Annotated in this window: 23 protein-coding genes; 8 read left to right on the forward strand and 15 right to left on the reverse strand. The window is 60.1% G+C overall.

Annotation, left to right across the window (positions count from 1 at the left end; genetic code table 11):
• Positions 1-61: 61 nt before the first annotated feature.
• On the reverse strand, positions 62-817 hold the full coding sequence (locus ACYZT5_RS18105; RefSeq protein WP_462046770.1) for a COG4705 family protein: 756 nt from the start codon (positions 815-817) through the stop codon (positions 62-64).
• Positions 818-1026: 209 nt separating this feature from the next.
• Between ACYZT5_RS18105 and ACYZT5_RS18110 the strand changes: the two genes are divergently transcribed.
• Together ACYZT5_RS18110 and ACYZT5_RS18115 are read left to right on the forward strand one after the other, a co-directional pair.
• Complete coding sequence (locus tag ACYZT5_RS18110) at positions 1027-1218, forward strand: hypothetical protein (protein ID WP_462046771.1); 192 nt, start codon at positions 1027-1029, stop codon at positions 1216-1218.
• A gap of 215 nt (positions 1219-1433) precedes the next feature.
• Positions 1434-2063 carry a flavin reductase family protein gene (locus tag ACYZT5_RS18115; protein WP_462046772.1) on the forward strand — a complete coding sequence of 210 codons (630 nt, stop codon included), beginning with the start codon at positions 1434-1436 and terminating at the stop codon, positions 2061-2063.
• Here ACYZT5_RS18115 and ACYZT5_RS18120 read toward each other — a convergent pair whose 3' ends face one another.
• Together ACYZT5_RS18120 and ACYZT5_RS18125 are read right to left on the reverse strand one after the other, a co-directional pair.
• The gene (locus tag ACYZT5_RS18120) at positions 2064-2294 is read right to left on the reverse strand and encodes a hypothetical protein (protein ID WP_462046773.1); all 231 of its coding nucleotides are present in this window, start codon (positions 2292-2294) and stop codon (positions 2064-2066) included.
• Between the two features lie 41 nt (positions 2295-2335).
• On the reverse strand, positions 2336-2689 hold the full coding sequence (locus tag ACYZT5_RS18125) for a putative quinol monooxygenase (RefSeq protein ID WP_462046774.1): 354 nt from the start codon (positions 2687-2689) through the stop codon (positions 2336-2338).
• A gap of 334 nt (positions 2690-3023) precedes the next feature.
• On the opposite strand from ACYZT5_RS18125, the gene ACYZT5_RS18130 reads away from it, so the two are divergent.
• On the forward strand, positions 3024-3953 hold the full coding sequence (locus ACYZT5_RS18130; protein WP_462046776.1) for an AraC family transcriptional regulator: 930 nt from the start codon (positions 3024-3026) through the stop codon (positions 3951-3953).
• 153 nt (positions 3954-4106) lie between these two features.
• On the opposite strand, the gene ACYZT5_RS18135 is transcribed toward ACYZT5_RS18130, so the two are convergent.
• From ACYZT5_RS18135 to ACYZT5_RS18160, 6 genes are all read right to left on the reverse strand, one after another.
• Positions 4107-5162, reverse strand: coding sequence for an ABC transporter ATP-binding protein (locus tag ACYZT5_RS18135; RefSeq protein WP_462046777.1), 1056 nt, complete (start codon positions 5160-5162; stop codon positions 4107-4109).
• Positions 5163-5177: 15 nt separating this feature from the next.
• Positions 5178-6026: an ABC transporter permease gene (locus ACYZT5_RS18140; RefSeq protein WP_462046778.1), complete on the reverse strand. Its 849-nt coding sequence runs from the start codon at positions 6024-6026 to the stop codon at positions 5178-5180.
• On the reverse strand, positions 6023-6931 hold the full coding sequence (locus ACYZT5_RS18145) for an ABC transporter permease (RefSeq protein ID WP_462046779.1): 909 nt from the start codon (positions 6929-6931) through the stop codon (positions 6023-6025). Before ACYZT5_RS18145 ends, ACYZT5_RS18140 begins: the two co-directional genes overlap by 4 nt.
• 143 nt (positions 6932-7074) lie before the next feature.
• Positions 7075-8178, reverse strand: a complete 1104-nt coding sequence (locus ACYZT5_RS18150) for an ABC transporter substrate-binding protein (RefSeq protein WP_462046780.1) — start codon at positions 8176-8178, stop codon at positions 7075-7077.
• 218 nt (positions 8179-8396) lie between these two features.
• Positions 8397-9845 (reverse strand): aldehyde dehydrogenase family protein, encoded by a 1449-nt coding sequence (locus ACYZT5_RS18155; RefSeq protein ID WP_462046781.1) that lies wholly within the window; start codon positions 9843-9845, stop codon positions 8397-8399.
• A gap of 8 nt (positions 9846-9853) precedes the next feature.
• Positions 9854-11491, reverse strand: coding sequence for a 5-guanidino-2-oxopentanoate decarboxylase (locus ACYZT5_RS18160; RefSeq protein ID WP_462046782.1), 1638 nt, complete (start codon positions 11489-11491; stop codon positions 9854-9856).
• A gap of 159 nt (positions 11492-11650) precedes the next feature.
• Between ACYZT5_RS18160 and ACYZT5_RS18165 the strand changes: the two genes are divergently transcribed.
• Positions 11651-12532, forward strand: a complete 882-nt coding sequence (locus ACYZT5_RS18165) for a LysR substrate-binding domain-containing protein (protein WP_462046783.1) — start codon at positions 11651-11653, stop codon at positions 12530-12532.
• Positions 12533-12654: 122 nt separating this feature from the next.
• On the opposite strand, the gene ACYZT5_RS18170 is transcribed toward ACYZT5_RS18165, so the two are convergent.
• Positions 12655-13269, reverse strand: coding sequence for an NAD(P)-dependent oxidoreductase (locus tag ACYZT5_RS18170; protein ID WP_462046784.1), 615 nt, complete (start codon positions 13267-13269; stop codon positions 12655-12657).
• 150 nt (positions 13270-13419) lie between these two features.
• Positions 13420-14301, reverse strand: coding sequence for an MBL fold metallo-hydrolase (locus ACYZT5_RS18175; protein ID WP_462046785.1), 882 nt, complete (start codon positions 14299-14301; stop codon positions 13420-13422).
• Between the two features lie 114 nt (positions 14302-14415).
• Here ACYZT5_RS18175 and ACYZT5_RS18180 point away from each other — a divergent pair, with 114 nt between their 5' ends.
• On the forward strand, positions 14416-15321 hold the full coding sequence (locus ACYZT5_RS18180) for a LysR family transcriptional regulator (RefSeq protein ID WP_462052269.1): 906 nt from the start codon (positions 14416-14418) through the stop codon (positions 15319-15321).
• Positions 15322-15530: 209 nt separating this feature from the next.
• Positions 15531-15707 carry a hypothetical protein gene (locus ACYZT5_RS18185; RefSeq protein WP_462046786.1) on the forward strand — a complete coding sequence of 59 codons (177 nt, stop codon included), beginning with the start codon at positions 15531-15533 and terminating at the stop codon, positions 15705-15707.
• A gap of 9 nt (positions 15708-15716) precedes the next feature.
• On the opposite strand, the gene ACYZT5_RS18190 is transcribed toward ACYZT5_RS18185, so the two are convergent.
• A complete protein-coding gene (locus ACYZT5_RS18190; RefSeq protein WP_462046787.1) occupies positions 15717-16613 on the reverse strand; it encodes a helix-turn-helix domain-containing protein in 897 nt (298 codons plus the stop codon).
• Positions 16614-16801: 188 nt separating this feature from the next.
• Between ACYZT5_RS18190 and pobA the strand changes: the two genes are divergently transcribed.
• Both pobA and ACYZT5_RS18200 read left to right on the forward strand, forming a co-directional pair.
• Positions 16802-17986, forward strand: coding sequence for a 4-hydroxybenzoate 3-monooxygenase (gene pobA, locus ACYZT5_RS18195; RefSeq protein ID WP_462052270.1), 1185 nt, complete (start codon positions 16802-16804; stop codon positions 17984-17986).
• A gap of 80 nt (positions 17987-18066) precedes the next feature.
• Positions 18067-19584 carry an MDR family MFS transporter gene (locus ACYZT5_RS18200; RefSeq protein ID WP_462046788.1) on the forward strand — a complete coding sequence of 506 codons (1518 nt, stop codon included), beginning with the start codon at positions 18067-18069 and terminating at the stop codon, positions 19582-19584.
• A gap of 130 nt (positions 19585-19714) precedes the next feature.
• On the opposite strand, the gene ACYZT5_RS18205 is transcribed toward ACYZT5_RS18200, so the two are convergent.
• The 3 genes from ACYZT5_RS18205 to ACYZT5_RS18215 form a co-directional block, all read right to left on the reverse strand.
• Entirely contained in the window at positions 19715-20587 is an 873-nt protein-coding gene (locus ACYZT5_RS18205; protein WP_462046789.1) for an ATPase, read from the reverse strand.
• Between the two features lie 118 nt (positions 20588-20705).
• A complete protein-coding gene (locus tag ACYZT5_RS18210) occupies positions 20706-21698 on the reverse strand; it encodes an NAD-dependent epimerase/dehydratase family protein (protein ID WP_462046790.1) in 993 nt (330 codons plus the stop codon).
• Between the two features lie 69 nt (positions 21699-21767).
• Positions 21768-22661, reverse strand: coding sequence for a LysR family transcriptional regulator ArgP (locus ACYZT5_RS18215; RefSeq protein ID WP_462046791.1), 894 nt, complete (start codon positions 22659-22661; stop codon positions 21768-21770).
• Positions 22662-22712: the final 51 nt, after the last annotated feature.

Genomic DNA, 22712 nt, shown 5'->3' on the forward strand with positions numbered 1-22712 from the left:
CTACAGGGATTGCGCTGCTCTTGTAGGAGCGAGGCTTGCCCGCGATGGCCGCGCCTCGGTATTAAGTCAACTCGGGAGCCGTCTGCTTCCCATATTTGTTCTGAGCGAACGAAGCCCCCGCAATCAACACCACCAAAATCCCCGTCAACACCAACGACGAACCGATGGTACCGAAATCCAGACCTCCCTTTTCATGGGGCTTGGTCAGGAAGTCGCCCAGCGTCGCGCCGAACGGCCGCGTCAGCACAAACGCCACCCAGAACAGCAGCACTGACGAAATCTTCGTGAAGTATTTGAGCAACACCACCACCGCAATGGTCGAGCCGATCAGCAGTGCGCCACCGGCAAAGCCCAGGCCCGAGTCATCGGCCAGGTAGTCGCCAAGCGCAGTGCCCAGGGTGTTGGAAAACAGTATCGCCATCCAATAGAACATCTCGCCGCGAAAGGTCTGGACCTTGGTGACGTTCAGCGAATCGCCGCTCAAGCGCCACGCAGCAAAAATCCCTATCAAAATCGCAATCAGGATCATCGAGCCCGTGGCATAGCCCAACCCAAGGGTGCGGTCCATGAAATCAGACATTGTGGTGCCGGCCGTGCTGGTCGACAAAATCACGATCCAGTACAGCACCGGCTTGTAGGTTTTGGACATCAACTGCGTGATCAGCGTCAGTACGAACACGCTGATCAAAATCAGCGAGCTGATGGCGTAACCAACGTTGAGGGTCATCGACAGCAAATCCCCCGCGGTTTCCCCCAAGGTTGTCGCGCAGATTTTCATCACCCAGAACGCCAGGGTGATTTGAGGAAGTTTGTTCATCGAGGGTAGATCTCCAGTGTTCATGGCGGCCGTTTGAAGACTTTTGGCCGTTGCGCAGACTGGAGAGGGGGCGGTGAAAAATAGGTAAGTGCTGTATGAAAAAACTGTCACATAGGCAAAAGTCCGAATTAATCAGCGGTTAATGCGCTCCACAGATCCTCCAGGTGCCTGATTCATTGCATCGTGCAAACGCACCTGGAGTTATCCACATGAACATCAAACTGATCCTCGCCCTGACCCTTTCCGTACTGGCCGCCAATTCGTTCGCGGCGGATGGTTACGACAAAACCGGCTCGGCTACCTTCGAGTCCGGAGCCAGCGCCTCCATCGAACGCTCGCACTCTGGCAGCTATGCCGCTGACGGCTTCGACAAAACCGGCACCGCAGAAGCTATCGGCTGATCGTGGGAGGAAAAGCCCACAAACCCCGGGATCGACAAAAAACCCTGTGGGAGCGAGCTTGCTCGCGATTGCGGACTGACATTCAACATTGATATCGACTGATACTCCGCCATCGCGGGCAAGCCTCGCTCCTACAGGAATCGAGGCGACTGGAAATAGCGCGTTCGTCCCTGCACTATGGCCCGATCCCGATTGAAGCCCCAGGAAAACCTTTCATGCCCGACGACATCCACTTCTACGAACCCGCCAACGGCCACGGCCTGCCGCATGACCCGTTCAATGCGATCGTCGGTCCGCGTCCCATTGGCTGGATTTCCTCCCAGGATGGCAATGGTCGCCTGAACCTGGCGCCTTACAGTTTCTTCAACGCCTTCAACTACATTCCGCCGATCATTGGGTTTTCCAGCGTCGGGCGCAAAGACAGCCTGAACAACATCGAGCAAACCGGCGAATTCGCCTGGAACCTGGCGACCCGTCCGCTGGCCGAGCAGATGAACCAGTGCTCTGCCATGGTCCCACCCGACACCAACGAATTCGAACTGTCCGGGCTGACGCCGGTCGCGTCGAAAGTCATTCAGGTGCCGCGCGTTGCCGAAAGCCCGGTGTCCTTCGAGTGCAAGGTCACGCAGATCATTCAGTTGCAGCGGGCCGACGGCGAAGTGGTGCCGAGCTGGCTGGTTCTCGGCGAGGTGGTCGCCGTGCATATCGCCAAGTGGCTATTGAAGGATGGGGTGTACGACACCGCCGCGGCAGAACCGATTCTGCGCGGCGGCGGGCCAGCGGATTATTTCCAGCTGGGGCCTGAGGCGTTGTTCAAGATGTATCGCCCGAGGGCGGTCAAGTAATTACCAGATCAGGTCGCCGTCTTCGCTGACGCCTTTGAGGTGTGTCAACTGCAGCGCGGCGGCTTCATCGGCCTCGCGGGCAGTTTTGAAGGTTTGCTCTTCGAGCAGCTTGTGAAAGCGCGGTGCACCCGAACCACTGATGGCCTTGGTGGCGATTGCGGCGTGATAACCGCCTTCACGGGGTACTACGGCAGATACGGCTTCGAAGGTTTCAAAGGCTTTGCGTGCCATGTCGCGGATCCTGGCTGATTGAGAGTTGAGCCATTAAACCCTCAACCCGCCATTTTGTGTACCCACGACTGAGACTGCCCCAGCGCCTGGGCGGCCGATACGTCCTTGAAGGTATGAAAATCCAGGCTGTTGACCACCAGGTCTTGCACCAACTCGGCAAAAATCTGCATGGCCGGGGTGCTGAAGTAAGCGGTCATGGCCTGCTGGTTCATCCAGAAACCGGACACCAGCCATAACTCCGGATCGCATTGTGAGTGTTGCAGGGCAAAGTTCAGGCACCCCGGTGCGCTGCGAGACGGCTCGATCAACGCGCTGAGGCGCGCGCCGAGCTCCGCCGAACGCCCGACGCGGGCGCGGACAAAGGCCATATGGCTGACGGGGATCTGCGTAGACATGGTTAACCCTCCCAGGTACTCGAGTGGCAGCCGTGGGACGGGCTGCGACAGGATCCAAGGTTAAGCGCCCGGACGCCGCGTCGTTAGTCGATTCCTGCCGGCTTGTTGCACAATCCTGCGAGGCTGCATCCCGCACCTGTAACAACGTGTAAATCCTGTCACAGGACTGAAACACGACTTTCAAGCAAGTTTTCTCTGTTTGATGCAGCCATTGAGGCACCGTTAATTCACTCCATGCAGAATCAGGCAAGCTTGAGGCAGGATGTGTCTACCGCTTTGTCTTGCACAAACTTAAGCTCGGCTCATTATCAACGCCCCACCGAGGATGCCTTGCATGTCGTCGCTCGATCATTTTCAAGCCCCGCTGGACGCCGACATGGAGAAACAGCGCGCGGAACTGGCCGCTATCATCCGCCGTAACACGATGGAGGATGGCAATTATGCGACTGCCGTCGGCTCGCTGTTCATGGCAAAACACAGCAAGTCCCATGACTTTGCCTCGGTGCTGGCGCAACCGGCGTTGTGCATCATGGCGCAGGGGCGCAAAGAGGTCAGGCTGGCCAACGAATACTTCAATTACGATCCGCTGAATTACCTGGTGGTGTCGGTCTCGATGCCGCTGAGCGGGCGGATAGTGAACGTCACCTCTGAAGAACCGATCCTCTCGGTGCGACTGGACATCGATCCGGCGGAAATCACCGCGCTGATCGCCGACGCCGGCCCTCTCGGTGTGCCCACACGTCCAACGGGGCGCGGTTTGTATGTCGAAAGGATCGACACGGCAATGCTCGACGCTGTGCTGCGTCTGGCCCGGTTGCTCGAGACCCCGAAAGACATCGCCATGCTCGCACCGCTGATTCGTCGGGAGATCCTCTATCGGTTGTTGCGCAGCAAACAGGGGCATCGACTGTATGAAATCGCCATCGCCAACAGCCAGAGCCACCGCATCAGCCAGGCGATCAAATGGCTCAACGGCAACTATGAACAGCCGCTACGCATCGATGATCTGGCCAAGGAAGTGAACTTGAGCGTGTCGACGTTGCATCACCGGTTCAAGGCGATGACGGCGATGAGTCCGTTGCAGTATCAGAAACAACTGCGCCTGCAAGAAGCACGGCGGTTGATGCTGGCGGAGGGGTTGGAGGCTTCGGCGGCGGGGTATCGGGTGGGGTATGAAAGCCCTTCGCAATTTAGCCGGGAGTACAGTCGGTTGTTTGGGGCGCCGCCGTTGCGGGATTTGGCGCGGTTGCGGTTGACGGTCTGATCCGGAATTAGCGGTGCGGCTACTGACGCCTTCGCGGGCAAGCCCGCTCCCACAGGGATTACTGGTGGTCACAAAATTGTGTAAACACCACCGAACCCTGTGGGAGCTGGCTTGCCCGCGATGAGGCCAGCAGCGCCAACCAATTTCTTAGAGTCAGGCGCCGAGCACCCGACAAGACTCAGCCGGTAACGTCACCGAAACCGGATTGCCAATGCTCAACCCAAACCCCTGACACGGCGTACTCAATGCCGTAAACGAAACCCCGGAACACTCAACCGTGGTCTCAATCGTCGCGCCAATATCGCGTACGAACGTCACCTTACCGAGCAACCGATTCCCCGCCGTCGCCTGCGGGTGCGACAGTTGCAGGTCTTCAGGGCGAATCAGCATCTTCACTTTCTCACCCACCACAATGCTGCTGCAGATTGGCACTTGCAGCGCATCGCCACCCGGCAACCCAATCTTCCCGTTGCCCAGCGCCGTGGCCGGGAAGATATTCCCCGAGCCAATGAAGTCCGCGACGAATTCATTGGCCGGGTGACGATAAATCTCAATCGGCGTGCCCACTTGCTGCACCCGATGCTCACCCAGCACCACCACGATATCGGCCATGGTCATGGCTTCACGCTGGTCGTGGGTCACCATGATGGTGGTGATGTTCAAGCGTTGTTGCAGCTGACGGATTTCCACCTGCATCGACTCGCGCAACTTGGCGTCCAGCGCCGACAGCGGTTCATCCAGCAGCAGAATTTTCGGGTGATTGGCAATCGCCCGGGCGATCGCCACGCGCTGGCGTTGACCGCCGGAGAGTTTCGACACTGGACGATCGATCATTTCCTGCAACTGAATCAGCTGCAGCAACTCCACCACCCGCGCCTGCTGATCAGCCTTGCTGACACCACGCAATTTCAGCGGATAGGCGATGTTCTCCCCCACCGTCATGTGCGGAAACAGCGCCAGCGATTGAAACACCATGCCGAAATTACGCTGATGCGCCGGGGTGTGGCCGATGTCTTCACCGTCCAGGCGAATCTCGCCGCCGCTCAGGGTTTCGAGCCCTGCAATCATGCGCAGCAGAGTGGTTTTGCCGCAGCCCGAAGGGCCGAGAAAACACACCAGTTTGCCCTCGGGCAAATGCAGGTTTACATCTTTTACCGCGCAGGCCGAGCCGTAGTGTTTCTCGACGTTTTCCAGAATCAGACCAGTCATGTTGCACCTCAAGAATCAGAACGAAACGCCACCTTCACCGACCAGCTTCTCCAGCGCCCATATGAGGACGAAGTCGATCAGCACGATCAGCACGGCAAACGAGAAAACGGTGGGGTCGAGCGAAGACACGGTGCGGCTGTACATCCAGATCGGCACGGTCATGACGTCGATGGTGTAGAGGAAGTAGGTCACGGTGAATTCGTTGAACGAGACGATGAACGCCAGCAGCATGCCCGCCAGAATCCCCGACTTCATCAGCGGCACTACCACATCGATAATCGCCCGGGTCGGCGAAGCACCGAGCATCTGCGCGGCCTCTTCGACTTCGCTGCCGATGGAAAGCATCGCCGCGGTGCAGTTTTTCACCACAAACGGTAACGCCAGGATCACGTGAGCAATCACCAGCCGCGAGGTGGTCATCTGGAATGGCAGGCTGTCGAACACCAGCAGCAACGCCAGCCCCAACACCACCATCGGAAACACCAACGGCAGCGACATCAGTTGCAGCGCCACGGCTTTGCCGCGGAACTCGCAACGGGTCAGCGCGTACGACGCCGGCACCGCGATGATCGTGGCGAAAACCATGGTCAGGCACGCCACCATCAAGCTGGTGGTCATGGCTTTGCCCAGGCTCAGCACGTCGCTGGAATCCGGCGACACGAAGGTGTGCCAGGCGGCCTTGTACCATTGCAGGCTGTAGCTGCTCGGCGGGAAGTCGAGGTTCGACGCACCGCTGAACGACATCACGATCATGGTCAGGATCGGCAACACCGCCAGCAGCAGGATGAAGCCGGAAAGGATGCCGGCAAACTTGCCGGTCTCGCCGGGCAGCAGCCCATAACGTTTCTTGATCAGGGTGCTCATTGGGAAGCCTCCAGCATGCGCCGACGACGGCCAGTGATGTATTCGGACAAGGTCATGATCGCGAGCGTGGTGACAATCAACACCACACCGGCAGCGGATGCGGCGGGCCAGTTCATCAGTGGGGCGATCTGGTCATGGACCATCACGGCCAGCATCGGCACGCGTCGGCCACCGAGCAGCAAAGGCACCACAAAGCTGCTGGCGTTGTAGGCGAACACCAACGTCGCGCCGGTGATGATCCCCGGCATGCTCATCGGCAGCACCACTTGGCGGAACACCTGGAAGCGACTCGCGCCCAGGGTTGCAGCGGCTTCTTCATAAGTGCGAGCGACGCCGCGCATGGCGCTGGCAATCGGCAGCACGGCCAACGGGAACGCGGTTTGCACCAGGCCCATCAGCACGCCGTTCTGGTTGTAGAGCAGCATGATCGGTCGCTTGATCAGGCCCAGGCCCATCAGCGCCTGATTGAGCATCCCGCCAGGGCCCAGAATCACCAGCCAGCCGTAGCTTTGCAGCAGCAGGTTGACCAGCAATGGCAGCAGCACCGCGGCAAGGAAGATCCGTCGCACGAAGGGCGAGGTCAGCCGCGACATGGTGTAGGCCACCGGGATCGCCAACACGACCGCGATCACCGCGCTGATCAGCGCCAGACGCAGGGTCAGCAGCAAGGATTTGAGGTAATACGGTTCCAGCAGCTGGGCGTAACTGGCCAGGCTGAACCCGGTCCATTCCGCGCCCTTGGTGCCCACGCTCATGCGCAGTACCAAGAGGCTGGCGGCGATCAATACGCCCAGAAACAGCATCGACGGCGAGAGGAAAAACCAGGCACGCGTCGTCGGCGAAACACCCCGATTGGTGCGCACTGGAACGGCGCTTACCGGATGAGTCAAAGGTTGGTGTTCCATAGCAAGGGTCTCGTCAATGGAAGATCTTGGCGAGTGCTGCGCACTCGATCGCGGGCAAGCCATGCTCCTACAGGTAAGGCGCTGCTCTTGTAGGAGCAAGGCTTGCCCGCAATGAGGTTCGAAGAACCTCCCTGCGATTCAGATCAGGAAGAAAAGATTTCCGTGTAACGACGAATCCATTGGTCATGCACGGAGGCCAGGAAGGCGTTGTCGTGCATGATCGCCTTCTCGGCAATCTGCTCCGGCGTGAGGATGTACGGGCTCTTGCGCGCTTCGGCAGAGATGATCGCCTTGGCGTTGACCGGACCGTTGTAGATGTCCTCAGCCATCTTGCCCTGCACCAGTGGGTCCAGAGAGTGGTTGATGAAGGCGTAGGCCAGGTCGGTATCGCCCGGACGATTCTTCGGCATGACCGAGAGCATCAAGTCGGTGTAGAAACCTTCCTTCATGCCGAACGTAGCGCCCAGACCGTAAGCCGGGTCGCGGATCTGTTTCGGGAAGAATGCCGGTGCGTACAGGCCACCCATGTCCAGGGAACCGGTGCGGAACAGTTCGGCGATCTGGTTCGGGTTTTCACCCAGGGTCACCACGCGATCCTTGAGCTCGGCGAGTTTCTTGAAGCCAGGTTCAATGTTGTGTTCGTCACCACCGGCCAGTTTGGCGGCGATGATGATCAGGTCCATCGCTTCGGTCCAGTTCGGCGGCGGCAGGAAGATGTTCGGTGCCAGGTCGGCGTCCCACATCGCGGCGTAGCTGTCCGGTGCCTCTTTTATCGTGCGGGTGCTGTAGACCAGGCTGTTGCACCAGAGCAGGTAACCGATGCCGTGGCCATTGGCGCCGGTGCGGTATTTCTCCGGTACATCGACCAGGTTGGGGATGCGGTTGAGGTCGGGTTTTTCCAGCAGGTTGGCCGCGGCCAGACCTTCGGCGCCGACGCCTGCCAGGGTGATGATGTCGTACTGCGGACGATCACCGCCGGCCTTGAGTTTGGCAACCATTTCCGAGGTGCTGCCGGTGCGGTCAGCGATGACCTTGCAGCCGTACTTGTCCTCGAAGGTTGCCGCGATATTGCGCAGTGCCGCGAGGCCGGTGTCATCCGACCAGGTCAGCAAACGCAGGGTCTTGCCCTGGAAGCGTGTGTCACTGGCGTTGGCCCGGATGAAGGGCATGCTCATGGCCGCCGCAGCTACCGACGCCACGCCTACGGTTTTAATGAATTGACGTCTGTTTAGATCATGCTCGCCCATGAAGGACTCCCTTTGTTTTTGTAAGTATGAGGTTGGTCGCAACCCTTGCATCCGCGCGGTCAGATCGGCTTAAAGCCCCCGGTTTCAAAGGGGTTGAGCTGAACTGACAGCTTCATCCTGAGGTCGTGCAAAACACCTGACTATCGAAAAAAACTCATTGAAGCCATGACGTCAGTGCATGCCTCATCAAGAGGCATGCACTGACCGATTTCGAGCCGTCAGACCGCCCGAATCACATGTTTGATTTCCTGGAAAGCCTGCAAACCCCACGGCCCCAACTCGCGGCCGATGCTGCTCTGTTTGTAGCCACCCCAGGCGGTCTGCGGGAAGATCACTTGCGGCGCGTTGATCCACACAAGCCCCGCCTGCAAGGCGTTGGCGACCCGATCTGCAGCTTCGGCGTCGCGAGTGACCACGCTGGCCACCAGACCGAACTGGCTGTCGTTGGCCAGGGCAATCGCCTCGGCTTCGGTGGCAAAACTGCGCACGCAGATCACCGGCCCGAAGATCTCTTCACACCACAACGCACTGTCCAGGGGCACATCAGTGAAAATCGTCGGCTGCAAAAAATAGCCGCGCGGCAGGTCTGCCGGACGATTGCCGCCGCACATCAGCTTGGCGCCAGCACTCAAACCGCGATCGATGTGGCCAAGCACGCGCTGATATTGCGCCTGATTGACCAGTGCGCCCATTTCCACGTTCGGGTCGAACGGGTCGGCCACGCGAATGGCTTCGGCGCGGGCCTTCAAACGGCTGAGGAATTCATCGGCCAGTTCATCAGCGACCAGCACACGGCTGGTGGCCGAACACATCTGCCCGGCGTTGAAGAAACCACCGCCACAGGCCACTTCCACAGCCAGTTCGATGTCGGCGTCTTTGAGCACCAACAGCGAGGATTTGCCGCCCAGTTCCAGGCTCACGCCTTTGACGGTTTCCGCCGCGCGTTGCATGACCTGCACGCCGACGGCGTTGCTGCCAGTGAAGGAAATCTTGGCCACGCGCGGGTCAGCCGACAGCGGCGCGCCGACGGCCAGGCCAGTGCCGCAGACCAGGTTGAACACACCCTTGGGCAGACCGGCCTCGGCGATGATCGCCGCCAGTTCCAGTTCTGGCAGCGGTGTCACTTCGGAAGGCTTGAGCACCACGCAGCAACCCGCGGCCAGGGCCGGGGCAAGTTTCCAGGCGGTGGTGACCATCGGGAAGTTCCACGGCACGATCAAACCGACAACACCGCACGGTTCACGGCGCACACGAGCGCTGAAGTCGTCGGTTGGCAGCTCGACATTGCTGTCCTGCCTGGCGTCCAGACCTTCGGCCAGACCTGCGTAATAGTCAAACGTGGCGATCACGTCATCGACGTCGATGGCCGCTTCGAACAGTGGTTTTCCGTTGTTGCTCGACTGCAAGTTCATCAACTGTTCGCGACCGGCCTGCACCCCTGCAGCGATTCTGCGCAGGATCGCTCCGCGCTCGGCGCCGGTGGTTTTCGACCACTCCTTGAAAGCGTTGGTCGCGGCAGTGACGGCTTGATCGACCGCCCGCTCATCGCCGCCATTAACCGTGGTCAACAAGGCTTCGGTCGCCGGGTTGATCACACGCAAATGTTCGTTGCCAGCCGACCATTGGCCATCGATGAACAGGCCGTCCAGTGCCGTTGGGAAAGTCATGCGGAAAGTCATTTCGACACCGCCTTCATCCACTGGGTCTGATCGATTTCAATCAGGGTCGGGCCCTGGCGATCGGTGGCGGCACGCAGTGCGTTGCGCAGTTGCTCGACACCGTTGATGGCTTCGGCTGCACAGCCCAGCGCCTTGGCGACACCGATGAAGTCCGGGGTGTAGATGTCCACGCCCACCGGCTCGATGGCGCGGTTGACCATGTATTTCTTGATCTCTTCGTAGCCCTGGTTATTCCACAGCAGGACGATCACCGGGGTACGCGCTTCAACGGCGCTGGCCAGTTCCGGCAGGGTAAATTGCAGGCCGCCGTCGCCGATCAAACAAACAACCGGAGGACGCACGCCACCTTCGACGCTACCGCCGAGCCAGGCGCCGATCGCTGCCGGCAAGGCATAACCGAGGGTGCCGTAACCGGTGGACGAGTTGAACCAGCGACGCGGACGTTCCGGGTTGAACGTCAGGTTGCCGGTGTACACCGGTTGGGTCGAATCGCCGACGAACACGGCGTCCGGCAATTCGTGCAGGACGGTTTCCAGGAAACGGGTCTGGGCCAGTGTCGGCGCATCCCAGGTGGCGGCCAGTTCGTCGCGCAGGCGTGCGGCACGGACCTGACCCCAATCGTTACGGCGCTCGACCAGCGACTTGTGGGACAGCGCACTCAGCAAGGCTTGGGCAGCGTTGCGCGAGTCAGCCACCAAGGCGACTTTCGGCGGGTAGTTACGCACGGTCTGGTCGGGGTCGATGTCCACACGCAGCAGCACGCCGGGAATCTCGAAACCGCCGGCGAAGGTGACGTCGTAATCGGTCTCGGCCAGCTCGGTGCCAATCGCCAATACCACGTCAGCTTCGGCCACCAAAGCGCGAGTGGCGACCAGGCTCTGGGTCGAGCCGATCAGCAACGGATGGTTGGACTCGAGCATGCCTTTGGCGTTGATGGTCAGGGCCACCGGGGCGTCGAGCAGTTCGGCCAGTTCAGTCAACTCGGCGGCGGCATCGATGGCGCCGCCACCGGCGAGAATCAGTGGGCGCTTGGCACCGGCCAGCAGCGCGGTCATGCGGCTGATGGCGCTCGGCGAGGCACCGGCGCGGTCGATGTTCACCGGAAGACTGCTGAGCAGGTCGTCGGCCTCTTCTACCAGCACGTCCAACGGAATTTCGATATGCACAGGACGCGGACGACCTGCCTGGAACAGGGCAAAGGCACGGGCCAGCACGCCCGGCAATTCAGCCGCCGACATCAAGGTGTGGGAGAACGCCGCCACGCCTCCGACCAATGCGCTCTGGTTCGGCAGCTCGTGGAGCTTGCCGCGACCGCCGCCCAACTGGCTGCGCGATTGCACGCTGGAGATCACCAGCATCGGGATCGAGTCGGCGTAGGCCTGGCCCATGGCGGTGGTGATGTTGGTCATGCCAGGGCCGGTGATGATGAAGCACACACCCGGCTTGCCGCTGGTGCGAGCGTAACCGTCGGCCATGAAGCCGGCGCCCTGTTCGTGACGCGGAGTGACGTGGTTGATGCTCGAACGGGCCAGCCCGCGATACAGCTCCACGGTGTGAACCCCCGGAATGCCGAACACCTGCTCGACCCCGTAATCTTCGAGTAACTTGACCAATACTTCGCCGCACGTCGCCATGTCTTTGCCCTTCTTGTTCGTTTGAGACGCCGGGCCTGCGCAGTGTTTATGATGAGTGGGCAGGTCCAGGGATGGCCTCATTGGAACGGGCGACACGTAGCCGCAACAATGGATAAAAAGTCATACTAGCCATGTCCTCACGTCATACCTTGGATCCCAATGAAACGACTGCCTCCCCTCCCGGCGCTGCACACTTTTCTGATCACCGCGCAGTGCTGCAACTTCACCCGGGCTGCCGAACAGCTGTACATCACTCAAGGTGCGGTGAGTCGGCAGATCGCCGGGCTGGAAGAACATCTGGGTTATGAACTGTTCATCCGCCAGGCCCGGGGCCTTGACCTGACCGCCGAAGGACGGGAGTGGCTGCCTCGGGTGCAGCAGATTTTCGGCTTGATCGATGAGGCGGTGGAGCAGATCGGCGAGAAGCGCGAAACCCTGCAACTCAAGGCCCCGACGTGTGTCATGCGTTGGCTGTTGCCGCGGCTGTTGCAGTGGCAAAGGGAGCGCCCGGACGTGCCGGTGGAATTGACCACCACGGTCAAACACGGCGTGGATTTTCATCGCGAGCAATTCGATGCAGCGGTGATGTACGGCGCACCGCCCGACAGTTCATTGGTGTCCCAACATCTGTTTGATGAACAGCTGACGCCGGTCTGTTCCAAGCCGTTGCTCGAAGGTCCGGTGCCGCTGCTGACACCGGAGGATCTGGAGCAGCACATGCTGCTGCACCCGACCCGGGATGAACGAGACTGGAAGGCCTGGCTGGCAACGGCTGATGTTCGCCTGAGCAATGTCGGCAAAGGTCAGCATTTCGAAACGCTGGACCTGGCGATGTCGATGGCGTCCCAGGGGACAGGCGTGGCGATCGGGGATTGGTCGTTGATTGGTGATGATTTGAGTGCCGGGCGGCTGGTCATGCCGTTTGACTTGAAGGTGAAGACCGGGTTGGCGTATTACCTGGTTTTCCCCGAGAAACCTGGGCCTTCGCCGAAGTTGAGGGAATTGATGGGATGGTTGGTGGAGCAGGCTCAGGCACGGTAATGCCGGGTAGCTGATCGTTCCCACGCTCTGCGTGGGAATGCCTCTAGGGACGCTCCGCGTCCAGTGACGCGGAGCGTCACGGGCTGCATTCCCACGCAGAGCGTGGGAACGATCAGTCAAACTCAGTAACCCACAGCAAACCGCTGCCGAGAATGCTTCGGCACTTCCACTTCATCAATCATCGCAATCGCATAATCAGCAAAACTAATCCAGCTCCGCCCTGCACCACTCACCAACAAATCATCCGTACCCCTCCGAAACGTCCCCGTGCGTTCACCCTCAACAAACTCCGCCGACGGCGACAGAAAGGTCCAGTCCAGCTCCTTTTCCTGACGCAGGTTTTCAAGAAACAAAGCGCCGGCACCCGCCTCAGCCTTATACGCCTGCGGAAAACCCTCGCTGTCGATGACGCGGGTTCCGTCCGGCAACGACAGCGAACCGGCACCGCCCACCACCAGCAGACGTTTCACGCCGGCCTTTTTCACCGGACCGACAACGGCGCTGGCAGGAAGCGTCGTGAAGTGCGCAGCGCTGATCACCACGTCATGGCCAGCGACTGCCGCTTGCAAGGTTTCGGCGTCGAGTGCATCGACATTTTTGCTGACCACACCGGCACGCTGGCCGATCGTCGAGGTGTCGCGGGCGATAGCCGTAACGCTGTGACCACGACGCAGGGCTTCTTCCAGCAGTTGGCTACCGGCACGACCGGTGGCACCAATGATTGCGATCTTGCTCATGACGTTCTCCAGTTGGCTTGGGTATTGATCGTTCCCACGCTCTGCGTGGGAATGCCTCAACGGACGCTCCGCGTTCGGCTTTTGAATGGGACGCGGAGCGTCCCGGGCTGCATTCCTTTGCTGCGCGTGGGAACGATCAGGTACGGCGGGTTACCACTTCATCTCGCCCTTGGCGACTTTGGCGCTCAGTTCCAGGGAGCTTTCTTCACCCAGTGTCGGGTAGCGTTTTTTCATCGCGGCGATCAGCGCGGCAGCGTCTTTTGCCTTGGCGGTTTCTTCGTCGAAAGCCTTGATGTAATCGGCGGTGAACTGCACAGCGGCCAGCGAACGGGCGCTCTCACCCAGGTAATGACCTGGCACGATGGTTGTCGGCTTCAAGGTTTCGATGGCGTGCAGCGTCGTCAGCCAATCGGCATGGGACTGCGGCGTCTGGGTGTCGGCCATCCACACGTGAATGTTTTCTGCGACGACGACGCCACCAACCACGGCCTTGATCGAAGGGATCCAGACAAAGGTGCGATCCGGTTGTTTGCCCTCAAGACCCACCACCTGCAGTTTCTGCCCTTCGAGCATCAGGCTGTCGCCCTTGAGTACATCCGGCACGATGGTTTTGGCGGGTACGTCGGTGCCCATTTTCGGGCCCCAGAACGCTAGTTTGCCGTCGACGGTTTTTTTGATGTGATCCACGGTCGGCTGCGAGGCGAGCACTTTGGCTTTGGGGAAGGCGGCGGTCAGGGTGTCGAGGCCGAAGTAGTAATCCGGGTCGCCGTGGCTGATGTAGATGGTGGTCAGTTGCTTGCCGCTGGCGCGGATTTTTTCGACCACCTGTTCGGCCTGGGATTTGCCAAATTGTGCATCCACCAAAATCGCGTCTTTCTCGCCGCTGACCAACACCGAGGTCACCGGGAAGATCGCCTTGTCGCCCGGATTGTAGACATCCAGGGTCAGGGTCGATGCCGCCGCTACGTGGGCGGCAAAACCGAGGGTGGCGGTGGCCAGCAAAATACGTTTAAGCGAGGTGAAGCCGATCATCTGTTGCTCCGTTGTCCGAATGCCATGCTTGGCGATGGGACAGAGCTTAGTTGCATGACTCAGTACAAAAAATGCGATGCTGGGACATAGTTTGTTTCTGAAAGTGAGCAAATGATGGATCGTCTACAAGCCATGCGGGTATTCGTCACGGTGGTTGACCTCGGCAGCCAGTCGGCCGCCGCCGATCACCTGGACCTGTCGCGGCCCGTGGTTTCGCGCTATCTGGCGGAGCTGGAGGATTGGGTCGGCGCACGCCTGATGCACCGCACCACGCGCAAGTTGAGCCTGACCGCCGCCGGCAGTGAAATCCTGCCCCGTTGTCGGCAGATGCTCGACCTGTCCACGGACATGCAAGCCGCCGTCAGCGAACCGGACGATGCGCCGCGCGGCCTGCTGCGGATCAGCGTCAGTACTTCGTTCGGTCAGGCACAACTGGCGGATGCCATGGCCGCTTACGTCAAACGTTACCCCGGCGTCAGCATCGACCTGCAGATGCTCGACCGCACGGTGAACCTGGTGGATGAGCGCATCGATCTGGCGATTCGCACCAGCAACGACCTGGACCCGAACCTGATCGCGCGGCGGCTGACGGTCTGCCGCTCGATGATCTGTGCCTCCCCCGCTTATCTGCTCGAGCATCCGACGCCACTGCGGGTCGAGGACCTGAGCCAGCACAATTGCCTGACCCACTCTTACTTCGGCAAAAGCCTCTGGCATTTCGAGGAGGACGGTGAGCAGGTGTCAGTGCCGGTGCAGGGCAACATCAGCGCCAACGAAGCCAGCACGCTGTTGCGCGCGACGCTGGCCGGCGCCGGGGTGGCGATGTTGCCCAGTTATCAGGCCGGCGTGCATATCCACAGCGGCGAACTGATCCGCCTGCTGCCCCACGCCGAACCTCGGAAAATGAACGTTTACGCGGTGTATGCCTCACGCAAACACATGCCGGCGACGCTGCGCAGCATGCTGGATTTTCTGGTGCTCAGATTTCCGGAAGAGCCGGCGTGGGATATCGGCCTGTAACCAGATGATCGTTCCCACGCTCCGCGTGGGAATGCAGCCCGGGACGCTGCGCGTCCCTTTCGAGAGCTGGAACGCAGAGCGTCCCTTGAGGCATTCCCACGCGGAGCGTGGGAACGATCGGGCATACAGGGCCCGACTGGCTGGCAACTCACTGACGCTGACCTATGCTGAAAGTAGTACCGAAGGGTATTCGTTCAGAGGTCAACGCCATGAACATCAAAACAAGAAGATACCTCACCATTTTCATCACCTGCGCAGCCACGCTCGCGCTGTATGGCACAGCGGCCTGGCGCGTCGAGCAGTTGCGACAACTGCCCCGTGAATACGCGAGCTGCAACTTCGAGCGCTGCATTCCCCACAACGCGACCCTCAACGCCCTCCGGTAACGAAGGGGATCAGGCCTCGTTGCCCTGATCGGCCTTCAAACGGTCGCGAAATGCCTTGGGCGAGATCCCCACTCGACGTCTGAACAGGCGCGTGAAGTTGGTCGGATCAGAGAACCCCAACACGTCGGACATCTCATAAATGGTCATGCTGGTATAGGTCAGCAAGCGCTTGGCCTCCAGCAACTGACGCTCGTGCATGATCTGCAACGCCGGTTGTCCCGCCAGCTCACGGCAGGTGCCGTTGAGGTGGGACACGGAAATCCCCAGCCGATGGGCCAGGTCCTCGACCTTGACGTGTTGGCGATAGGTCTCTTCCACCAGTTGGATAAAACCGTTGAGGTATTCCCGGGCACGCTGCGGACGCTGGCTGGCGTTGCGGCGGGAAATCACCTGGCGGCTGACCCACACCATGATCACGCTGACCAGCGAATGCATGAGCATTTCGCGAGCCGGTTGGTGGCCGGTGTATTCGTCTTGCAGCGCTGAAAACAGGCTGTTGAGGTATTCGCCTTCCTTGCCCGCCGGATAACTTTCGGCCTGGGCCAGGGCGTTCAAAGAATTGCCCAGTTGCGCCTGAAGATGGGCGACCAGCGGCGCGGCAAGGGTCACCACAAACCCTTCGACGTCCTCGGAAAACCGATAGCCATGCACCGATAACGGCGGCAAAACCAGGATCGCCGGCTCGGTCAGTTGCGTACGTTTGCCTTCGATTTCAAGCTCTGCCTGACCTTTGAATACGAAGAGCAACTGGCACAAATCGGCGTGGCGGTGGGGTTTGATTTCCCATTGATGTTCGCGGCTGCGTTTGGAAATGGTTTCACAGTGCAGCAAGTCCGGGGTCGGCCAATCCAGGCTTTCACCGTAGAGCTTGAACACTGGAATCGAAGGTAGGTCAGGCTTGTTCATCACTTCAATCCAGGCCTCGGGGGTAGGCGGGCGATAATCGCACCGATTGGCAGAATGTACAGGTATCGGCTCAGTTTTCCCCTTCAATTGACAGACTCGCGGGGGAAAAATGCAAGTACTCGATCCATAAAAATAATTCACCGGCCTTGGTCGCGTGGCGCTTGCGAGTCCTGAAAACAATGAAAACGCTGAAAACCCAAATCGCCATCATCGGCGCTGGCCCCTCCGGTTTACTGCTCGGCCAATTGCTGCATAACGCCGGCATCGACTCCCTCATTCTTGAACGCCAGACCCCGGATTATGTGCTCGGACGAATCCGTGCCGGCGTCCTCGAACAAGGCATGGTAGAGCTGTTGCGCCAAGCCGGGGTGGGTCAGCGCATGGACGCCGAAGGGTTGGTCCACGCAGGCTTCGAACTGGCCCTCGACGGGCGTCGGGTACACATCGATTTGCAAGCCCTGACCGGTGGCAAAACGGTGATGATCTACGGCCAGACCGAGGTCACCCGCGACCTCATGGCCGCTCGTCGGGAGGCCGGTGCGCAGACGATTTATGAAGCAGGCAACGTCGTTCCCCATGGGATGAAAACCGAAGAGACGTTCGTGACTTTTGAAAAGGACGGCGAGCTGTATCGACTCGACTGCGACTACATCGCCGGGTGCGACGGTTTCCATGGCGTGGCTCGACAGTCGATTCCCGCCGAGTGCCTGAAAGTCTTTGAGCGGATCTATCCGTTTGGCTGGCTCGGCATCCTCGCTGACACGCCGCCCGTTCACGAAGAACTGGTCTACGCCCGCCACGAGCGCGGTTTTGCCTTATGCAGCATGCGTTCGGCGACCCGCACCCGGTACTACCTTCAGGTGCCTGCCTTTGATCAAGTCGAGGACTGGTCCGACCAACGCTTCTGGGATGAACTCAAGTCCCGCTTGCCTGACGCCTTGGCCGATACCCTGGTAACGGGGCCGTCTATCGAAAAAAGCATCGCCCCCTTACGCAGTTTCGTCGTCGAACCGATGCAGTACGGGCGGATGTTTTTGGTCGGTGACGCCGCGCACATCGTCCCGCCCACCGGCGCCAAGGGCCTGAACCTGGCGGCCAGCGACGTCAGTACGCTGTTCACTATTTTGCTGAAGGTCTACCGAGAGGGCCGTGTGGATTTGCTGGAGAAATACTCCGAGGTCTGTTTGCGCCGGGTGTGGAAAGCCGAACGGTTTTCCTGGTGGATGACCTCGATGCTGCACCGCTTCGATGATCACGACGCCTTCAGCCAGCGCATCGCTGAGTCAGAACTGGCGTACTTCGTCGACTCCGAGGCCGGCAGAAAAACCATTGCAGAAAATTACGTCGGCCTTCCTTATGAGGCTATCGAATAGCCTGCTACCGACTTACACTGGCGAGCATCCCCGCTCGCCTTGCTCCTTGCGGGTCAATCACTGCCCGCAGGTTTTAACCCGTGACCAATCTCAACCAGCCTGAAACGCCCAAACCGGCCATTCGCAGCGTGTTGACCGCCCTGATGCTGGCGATCTTTCTGGGCGCGCTGGACCAGACCATCGTCGCCGTGTCGATGCCGGCCATTTCCGCACAATTCAAGGACGTCAGCCTGCTGGCCTGGGTGATTTCCGGCTACATGGTGGCGATGACAGTGGCCGTGCCGATCTACGGCAAACTGGGCGACCTGTACGGTCGCCGCACGTTGATGCTGTTTGGCATGGGGTTGTTCACGGTCGCTTCGTTTTTCTGCGGCATGGCCCAGAGCATGGAGCAACTGGTGCTGGCGCGGATTCTTCAGGGCATTGGTGCTGGCGGGATGATTTCGGTCAGCCAGGCGATCATCGGCGACATCGTCCCGCCCCGGGAACGCGGCCGCTATCAGGGCTATTTCAGCAGCATGTACGCCGTGGCCAGCGTGGCCGGGCCGGTGCTCGGCGGTTACATGACCGAGTACCTGTCGTGGCGCTGGGTGTTTTTGATCAACCTTCCGTTGGGCCTAGGTGCCTGGCTGGTAGCCAATCGCACGTTGGTGGGTTTGCCAGTGCCACAACGCACACCGATCATCGATTACCTTGGCACATTGCTGATGATCATCGGTTTGACCGCCTTGTTGCTGGGCATCACCCAGGTCGGTCAGGGCCATTCGTGGCGCAGCGCACAAGTGCTGGGCCTGCTCGGTTGCGCGGTGTTGGTGCTGGCGCTGTTTGTCTGGCATGAACGCCGGGCGCGGGAGCCTTTGTTGCCGATGCATTTGTTCGCCAACCGCAATGCGATCCTGTGCTGGTGCACGATTTTCTTCACCAGTTTCCAGGCGATCTCGCTGATTGTACTGATGCCGCTGCGCTTCCAGAGCGTTACCGGCGCCGGGGCCGACAGCGCCGCGTTGCACCTGTTGCCGCTGGCGATAGGTTTGCCGATCGGCGCCTATTTCGCCGGCCGCCGGACCTCAGTGACCGGGCGCTACAAACCGATGATCCTGACCGGCGCCCTGCTCATGCCGATCTCGATTCTCGGTATGGCGTTCAGTCCTCCCCAGGCATTTGTGCTCAGTAGTCTGTTTATGTTGCTCAGCGGGATCGCCAGCGGCATGCAATTCCCAACCTCCCTGGTCGGAACGCAGAACTCGGTAGAACAGCGAGATATCGGCGTCGCCACCAGCACCACCAACCTGTTCCGCTCCCTGGGCGGCGCGGTGGGTGTGGCGTTGATGTCAGCACTGCTGCTGGCGTTGTTGCAGGACTCTAGTTTCGCCCACTTGGCAGGCTCTTCGATGATTGCCGAGGGCAGCTCGGGGAACGTCTTGCTCGACGGCTTGAACGCCGCGCCGGGGGATGCGCAGAACGCCTTGCGCGCCGAACTGCTGCTGACCTTCCGGCATTTGTTGATGGTCAGCGCGGCGGTGTCGCTGCTGGGGCTGGCGGCAGCGATTGCGATGCCGAACAGGGTGTTGCGTGGGCGTGAGGACAAAGTCCGCTGATCTCTGCGACCGATCGTTCCCGCGCTCTGCGTGGGAATGCAGCCCGGGACGCTCCGCGTCCCTGCCGAAGCGGACGCAGAGCGTCCATTGAGGCATTCCCACGCAGAGCGTGGGAACGATCAAATCAAGGTCACTGCCTTGCGCGCAGCTGCTGCTGCAGATTCTGGATCTGCGATTGAAGGGTGTTGATGTTGCGGGTGACCTGGCCACGGAAGGCGTCGAATTCGGCGGTGTTGGTCCCGCCTGGCGTCGCGGCCGGGCGATTGTCCTGTTCGCTTTTGAGCACAATGACTTCCTGCTCCAGACGCTCGATGGCGGCGCTCGGGTTGCCTTGTTTCTTCAGTGCGACGATGTCGGCGCCGAGGCTTTTAAGTTGCGCGTCGAATCTGGTGTCCTCCGGCGCGCTTTTCAGCGCGGCCAGCTCGTTGTTCAGCACTTTGACCTGCGCCTGCAATTGAGTGTTGGCGGTCTGTTGTTCGGTGCTCTGGGTGGTCATCTGCGCCAAGCGCTTATCCAGATCGATGGTTTGGGCGGTCATCTGCGCCAGACGCTTGTCCAGATCGGTGGTCTGGCCGACAACGCCTTGTTGCTGTTTGCTTTGATCCTGGAGTTTGCTTTCCAGCTGCTTGATTTGCAGCTTCAAGGCTTCGCTGTCGCTGCTGACATTGGTCTGGCTGGCTACAACCCTGCCGGAAATGTCCTGCAAGCGCCCCGCCGCATCTTCACTGATACGCGCGAAACTTTCCTGGGTCGCCACCAATTGCTGTTCCATCAGCGAGAGCTGCTGAAAGCTCCACCAGGCAAGGCCTGCAAAAGCAAAGATCAAGGCGCCGACCAGCGCCCACAGCGGGCCGGTGCTCGCGCTTTTGACTTTGACGACTGGCGCGGTCCGCGAATGCACGGAGGTGCGAGCGGTGGTCGGAAAATCATCGTCGTCGAGGTTGTCGGCACGCAGGCTCGGTACATCGTCGAAGTCGTCGTTGGCATCGTTACGCATGGACATTGAGTCAACCTTTGTGGAACGCGGTGATGGCTTGATGCGGCGCAGTATAACCCTCACTGCCGCATCGATTGACCCTGAACCCCGAAACCGGTTCAGTGTTGCGGCGCTAACCTGCGCGTCAGCGAATGTCCTGGGCCTTCCACCAGCCGCAGAATTCATCGAGGGAGGTCCAGAGACTAACTTTCGGATCGTAGTCCAGATAATGCCGGGCGCGGCTGATGTCCAGGGTGAAATTTTTGTTCATGACCTGCATACCCAGTCGCGACAGGGTCGGTTCGGGACGACCGGGCCACACCTTGCACACCCCCTCGTTGAGCGCCGCCACGGTGTAGGCCAAACCGTAGGAACGGTAGCGGGTGACCTGTGGGACTTCCATCTTGCGCATCACGTAATTGACCACGTCCCACAACGGCACCGGCGTGCCGTTGCTGATGTTGTAGGCCTTGCCCAAGGCCGAACCGCTGGCCAGCAAACTGCTGAGCAACGCTTCATTGAGGTTTTGCACGCTGGTGAAGTCGACTTTGTTCAGGCCGTTGCCGATGATGGCGAGCCGTCCCTTGCGCTGCATGTTCAGCAATCTCGGGAAGATGCTCATGTCGCCAGCCCCCGTCACGAAACGCGGGCGCAGAGCCAAGGTTTCGAGGCCGAACTCCTGGGCGCCGAAAACCTTTTGCTCGGCCAGGTATTTGGTCGCGGCGTAGGGATGCTTGAAACGCTTGGGCACCTGTTCTTCGGTGAGCCCCAGGTGATCGCGACCATCAAAGTAGATCGACGGCGATGACAAGTGCACCAGTCGCCGAACCCGCTGTTTCAGGCAGGCCTCGACCACGTTTTCGGTGACTTGCACGTTGCCTTGATGGAAGTCCTGATAACGCCCCCACAAGCCGACCGCGCCGGCGCAATGCACCACGGCTTCGACGTCTGAGCACAGGTCGCGCGCCAGTTCCGGGTCGCTCAAGTCTCCCTGGATGAACTCGGCGCCACGGCGCACCAGATGCTCCACACTTTCGGCCCGGCGACCGTTGACCCGCACGTCCAGGCCTTGCTCCAGGGCGAAACGCGCGAAGCGCCCGCCAATGAAGCCGCTTGCGCCGGTGACCAGAATCTTCATGAATTGCTCCGAATATTTCGTTTTTGCGTTTTGTATATTGCGTAGGGCGTGAGGACTTGACGCTGCCCATCAGTCCAACGGCACCAGCCATTGCTTTGACGAGCGCACCAACTGATCGGTCAGTAACCCCAGCAACTGACCGCCATTGCGCCAATGATGCCAGTACAGCGGCACATCGATCGGCTTATCTGGCAAAAGCTCCACCAATACGCCGCGCTCCAGTTGCTCGCGCACCTGCAATTCAGGCACCAGGCCCCAACCGAGTCCCGCTTCTGTGAGGCGGATGAAGCCTTCGGACGAGGGGCATAGATGGTGTTCGAATCCGCCATCGACGCCCAGGGACGCGAGGTAGCGATGCTGTAGGAAATCGTCCGGGCCAAAGACCAGCGCTGGCGTTTTCGACAACTGATCGGCGCGCACACCTTCAGGAAAATGCCGGGCAATAAATGCCGGGCTGGCCAACGCACGATAGCGCATGGCCCCCAGCAATACGCTTCGCGCGCCGGCTACCGGTCGCTCACTGGCGCAGACACACGCCGCGACTTCACCGGCGCGCATGCGTTTGAGGCCGACAGTCTGGTCTTCGACCACCAGATCGAGCAGCAGATGCTGTTCCGCACAAAAATCCCCGACCGCCACGGCCCACCACGTGGCGAGGCTGTCGGCATTCAAAGCGATGCGCAGGCGTTCCGGCAGGCCTTCTTCGTCGAGGGCCGGCACCAGTGTCTGCAAGTCCCGTTCAAGTAAACGCACCTGCTGCACATGGTTGAGCAGTCGCCGGCCGATTTCGGTGGGCGCCGGCGGTGTAACCCGCACCAACACAGGTTGACCGACCCGCGCCTCCAGCAATTTGATGCGTTGAGAGATCGCCGACTGGGACAAACCCAACACCTGCGCAGCCCGTTCGAACCCGGCCTGCTCAACCACCGCAGCCAAGGCAGAAAGCAATTTATAGTCGAACATCAGTTTTCCTAATGAGCGATCAGCATGATTGGTTTTTCTTATACAGCTTTG

The organism is Pseudomonas sp. LB3P14, assembly GCF_054898045.1.

Bases quoted from the DNA above. Each gene is read 5' to 3' on its own strand.
- ACYZT5_RS18105 (WP_462046770.1), bottom strand. From the start codon at position 817: ATGAACAAACTTCCTCAAATCACCCTGGCGTTCTGGGTGATGAAAATC.
- ACYZT5_RS18110 (WP_462046771.1), top strand. From the start codon at position 1,027: ATGAACATCAAACTGATCCTCGCCCTGACCCTTTCCGTACTGGCCGCC.
- ACYZT5_RS18115 (WP_462046772.1), top strand. From the start codon at position 1,434: ATGCCCGACGACATCCACTTCTACGAACCCGCCAACGGCCACGGCCTG.
- ACYZT5_RS18120 (WP_462046773.1), bottom strand. From the start codon at position 2,294: ATGGCACGCAAAGCCTTTGAAACCTTCGAAGCCGTATCTGCCGTAGTA.
- ACYZT5_RS18125 (WP_462046774.1), bottom strand. From the start codon at position 2,689: ATGTCTACGCAGATCCCCGTCAGCCATATGGCCTTTGTCCGCGCCCGC.
- ACYZT5_RS18130 (WP_462046776.1), top strand. From the start codon at position 3,024: ATGTCGTCGCTCGATCATTTTCAAGCCCCGCTGGACGCCGACATGGAG.
- ACYZT5_RS18135 (WP_462046777.1), bottom strand. From the start codon at position 5,162: ATGACTGGTCTGATTCTGGAAAACGTCGAGAAACACTACGGCTCGGCC.
- ACYZT5_RS18140 (WP_462046778.1), bottom strand. From the start codon at position 6,026: ATGAGCACCCTGATCAAGAAACGTTATGGGCTGCTGCCCGGCGAGACC.
- ACYZT5_RS18145 (WP_462046779.1), bottom strand. From the start codon at position 6,931: ATGGAACACCAACCTTTGACTCATCCGGTAAGCGCCGTTCCAGTGCGC.
- ACYZT5_RS18150 (WP_462046780.1), bottom strand. From the start codon at position 8,178: ATGGGCGAGCATGATCTAAACAGACGTCAATTCATTAAAACCGTAGGC.
- ACYZT5_RS18155 (WP_462046781.1), bottom strand. From the start codon at position 9,845: ATGACTTTCCCAACGGCACTGGACGGCCTGTTCATCGATGGCCAATGG.
- ACYZT5_RS18160 (WP_462046782.1), bottom strand. From the start codon at position 11,491: ATGGCGACGTGCGGCGAAGTATTGGTCAAGTTACTCGAAGATTACGGG.
- ACYZT5_RS18165 (WP_462046783.1), top strand. From the start codon at position 11,651: ATGAAACGACTGCCTCCCCTCCCGGCGCTGCACACTTTTCTGATCACC.
- ACYZT5_RS18170 (WP_462046784.1), bottom strand. From the start codon at position 13,269: ATGAGCAAGATCGCAATCATTGGTGCCACCGGTCGTGCCGGTAGCCAA.
- ACYZT5_RS18175 (WP_462046785.1), bottom strand. From the start codon at position 14,301: ATGATCGGCTTCACCTCGCTTAAACGTATTTTGCTGGCCACCGCCACC.
- ACYZT5_RS18180 (WP_462052269.1), top strand. From the start codon at position 14,416: ATGGATCGTCTACAAGCCATGCGGGTATTCGTCACGGTGGTTGACCTC.
- ACYZT5_RS18185 (WP_462046786.1), top strand. From the start codon at position 15,531: ATGAACATCAAAACAAGAAGATACCTCACCATTTTCATCACCTGCGCA.
- ACYZT5_RS18190 (WP_462046787.1), bottom strand. From the start codon at position 16,613: ATGAACAAGCCTGACCTACCTTCGATTCCAGTGTTCAAGCTCTACGGT.
- ACYZT5_RS18205 (WP_462046789.1), bottom strand. From the start codon at position 20,587: ATGTCCATGCGTAACGATGCCAACGACGACTTCGACGATGTACCGAGC.
- ACYZT5_RS18210 (WP_462046790.1), bottom strand. From the start codon at position 21,698: ATGAAGATTCTGGTCACCGGCGCAAGCGGCTTCATTGGCGGGCGCTTC.
- ACYZT5_RS18215 (WP_462046791.1), bottom strand. From the start codon at position 22,661: ATGTTCGACTATAAATTGCTTTCTGCCTTGGCTGCGGTGGTTGAGCAG.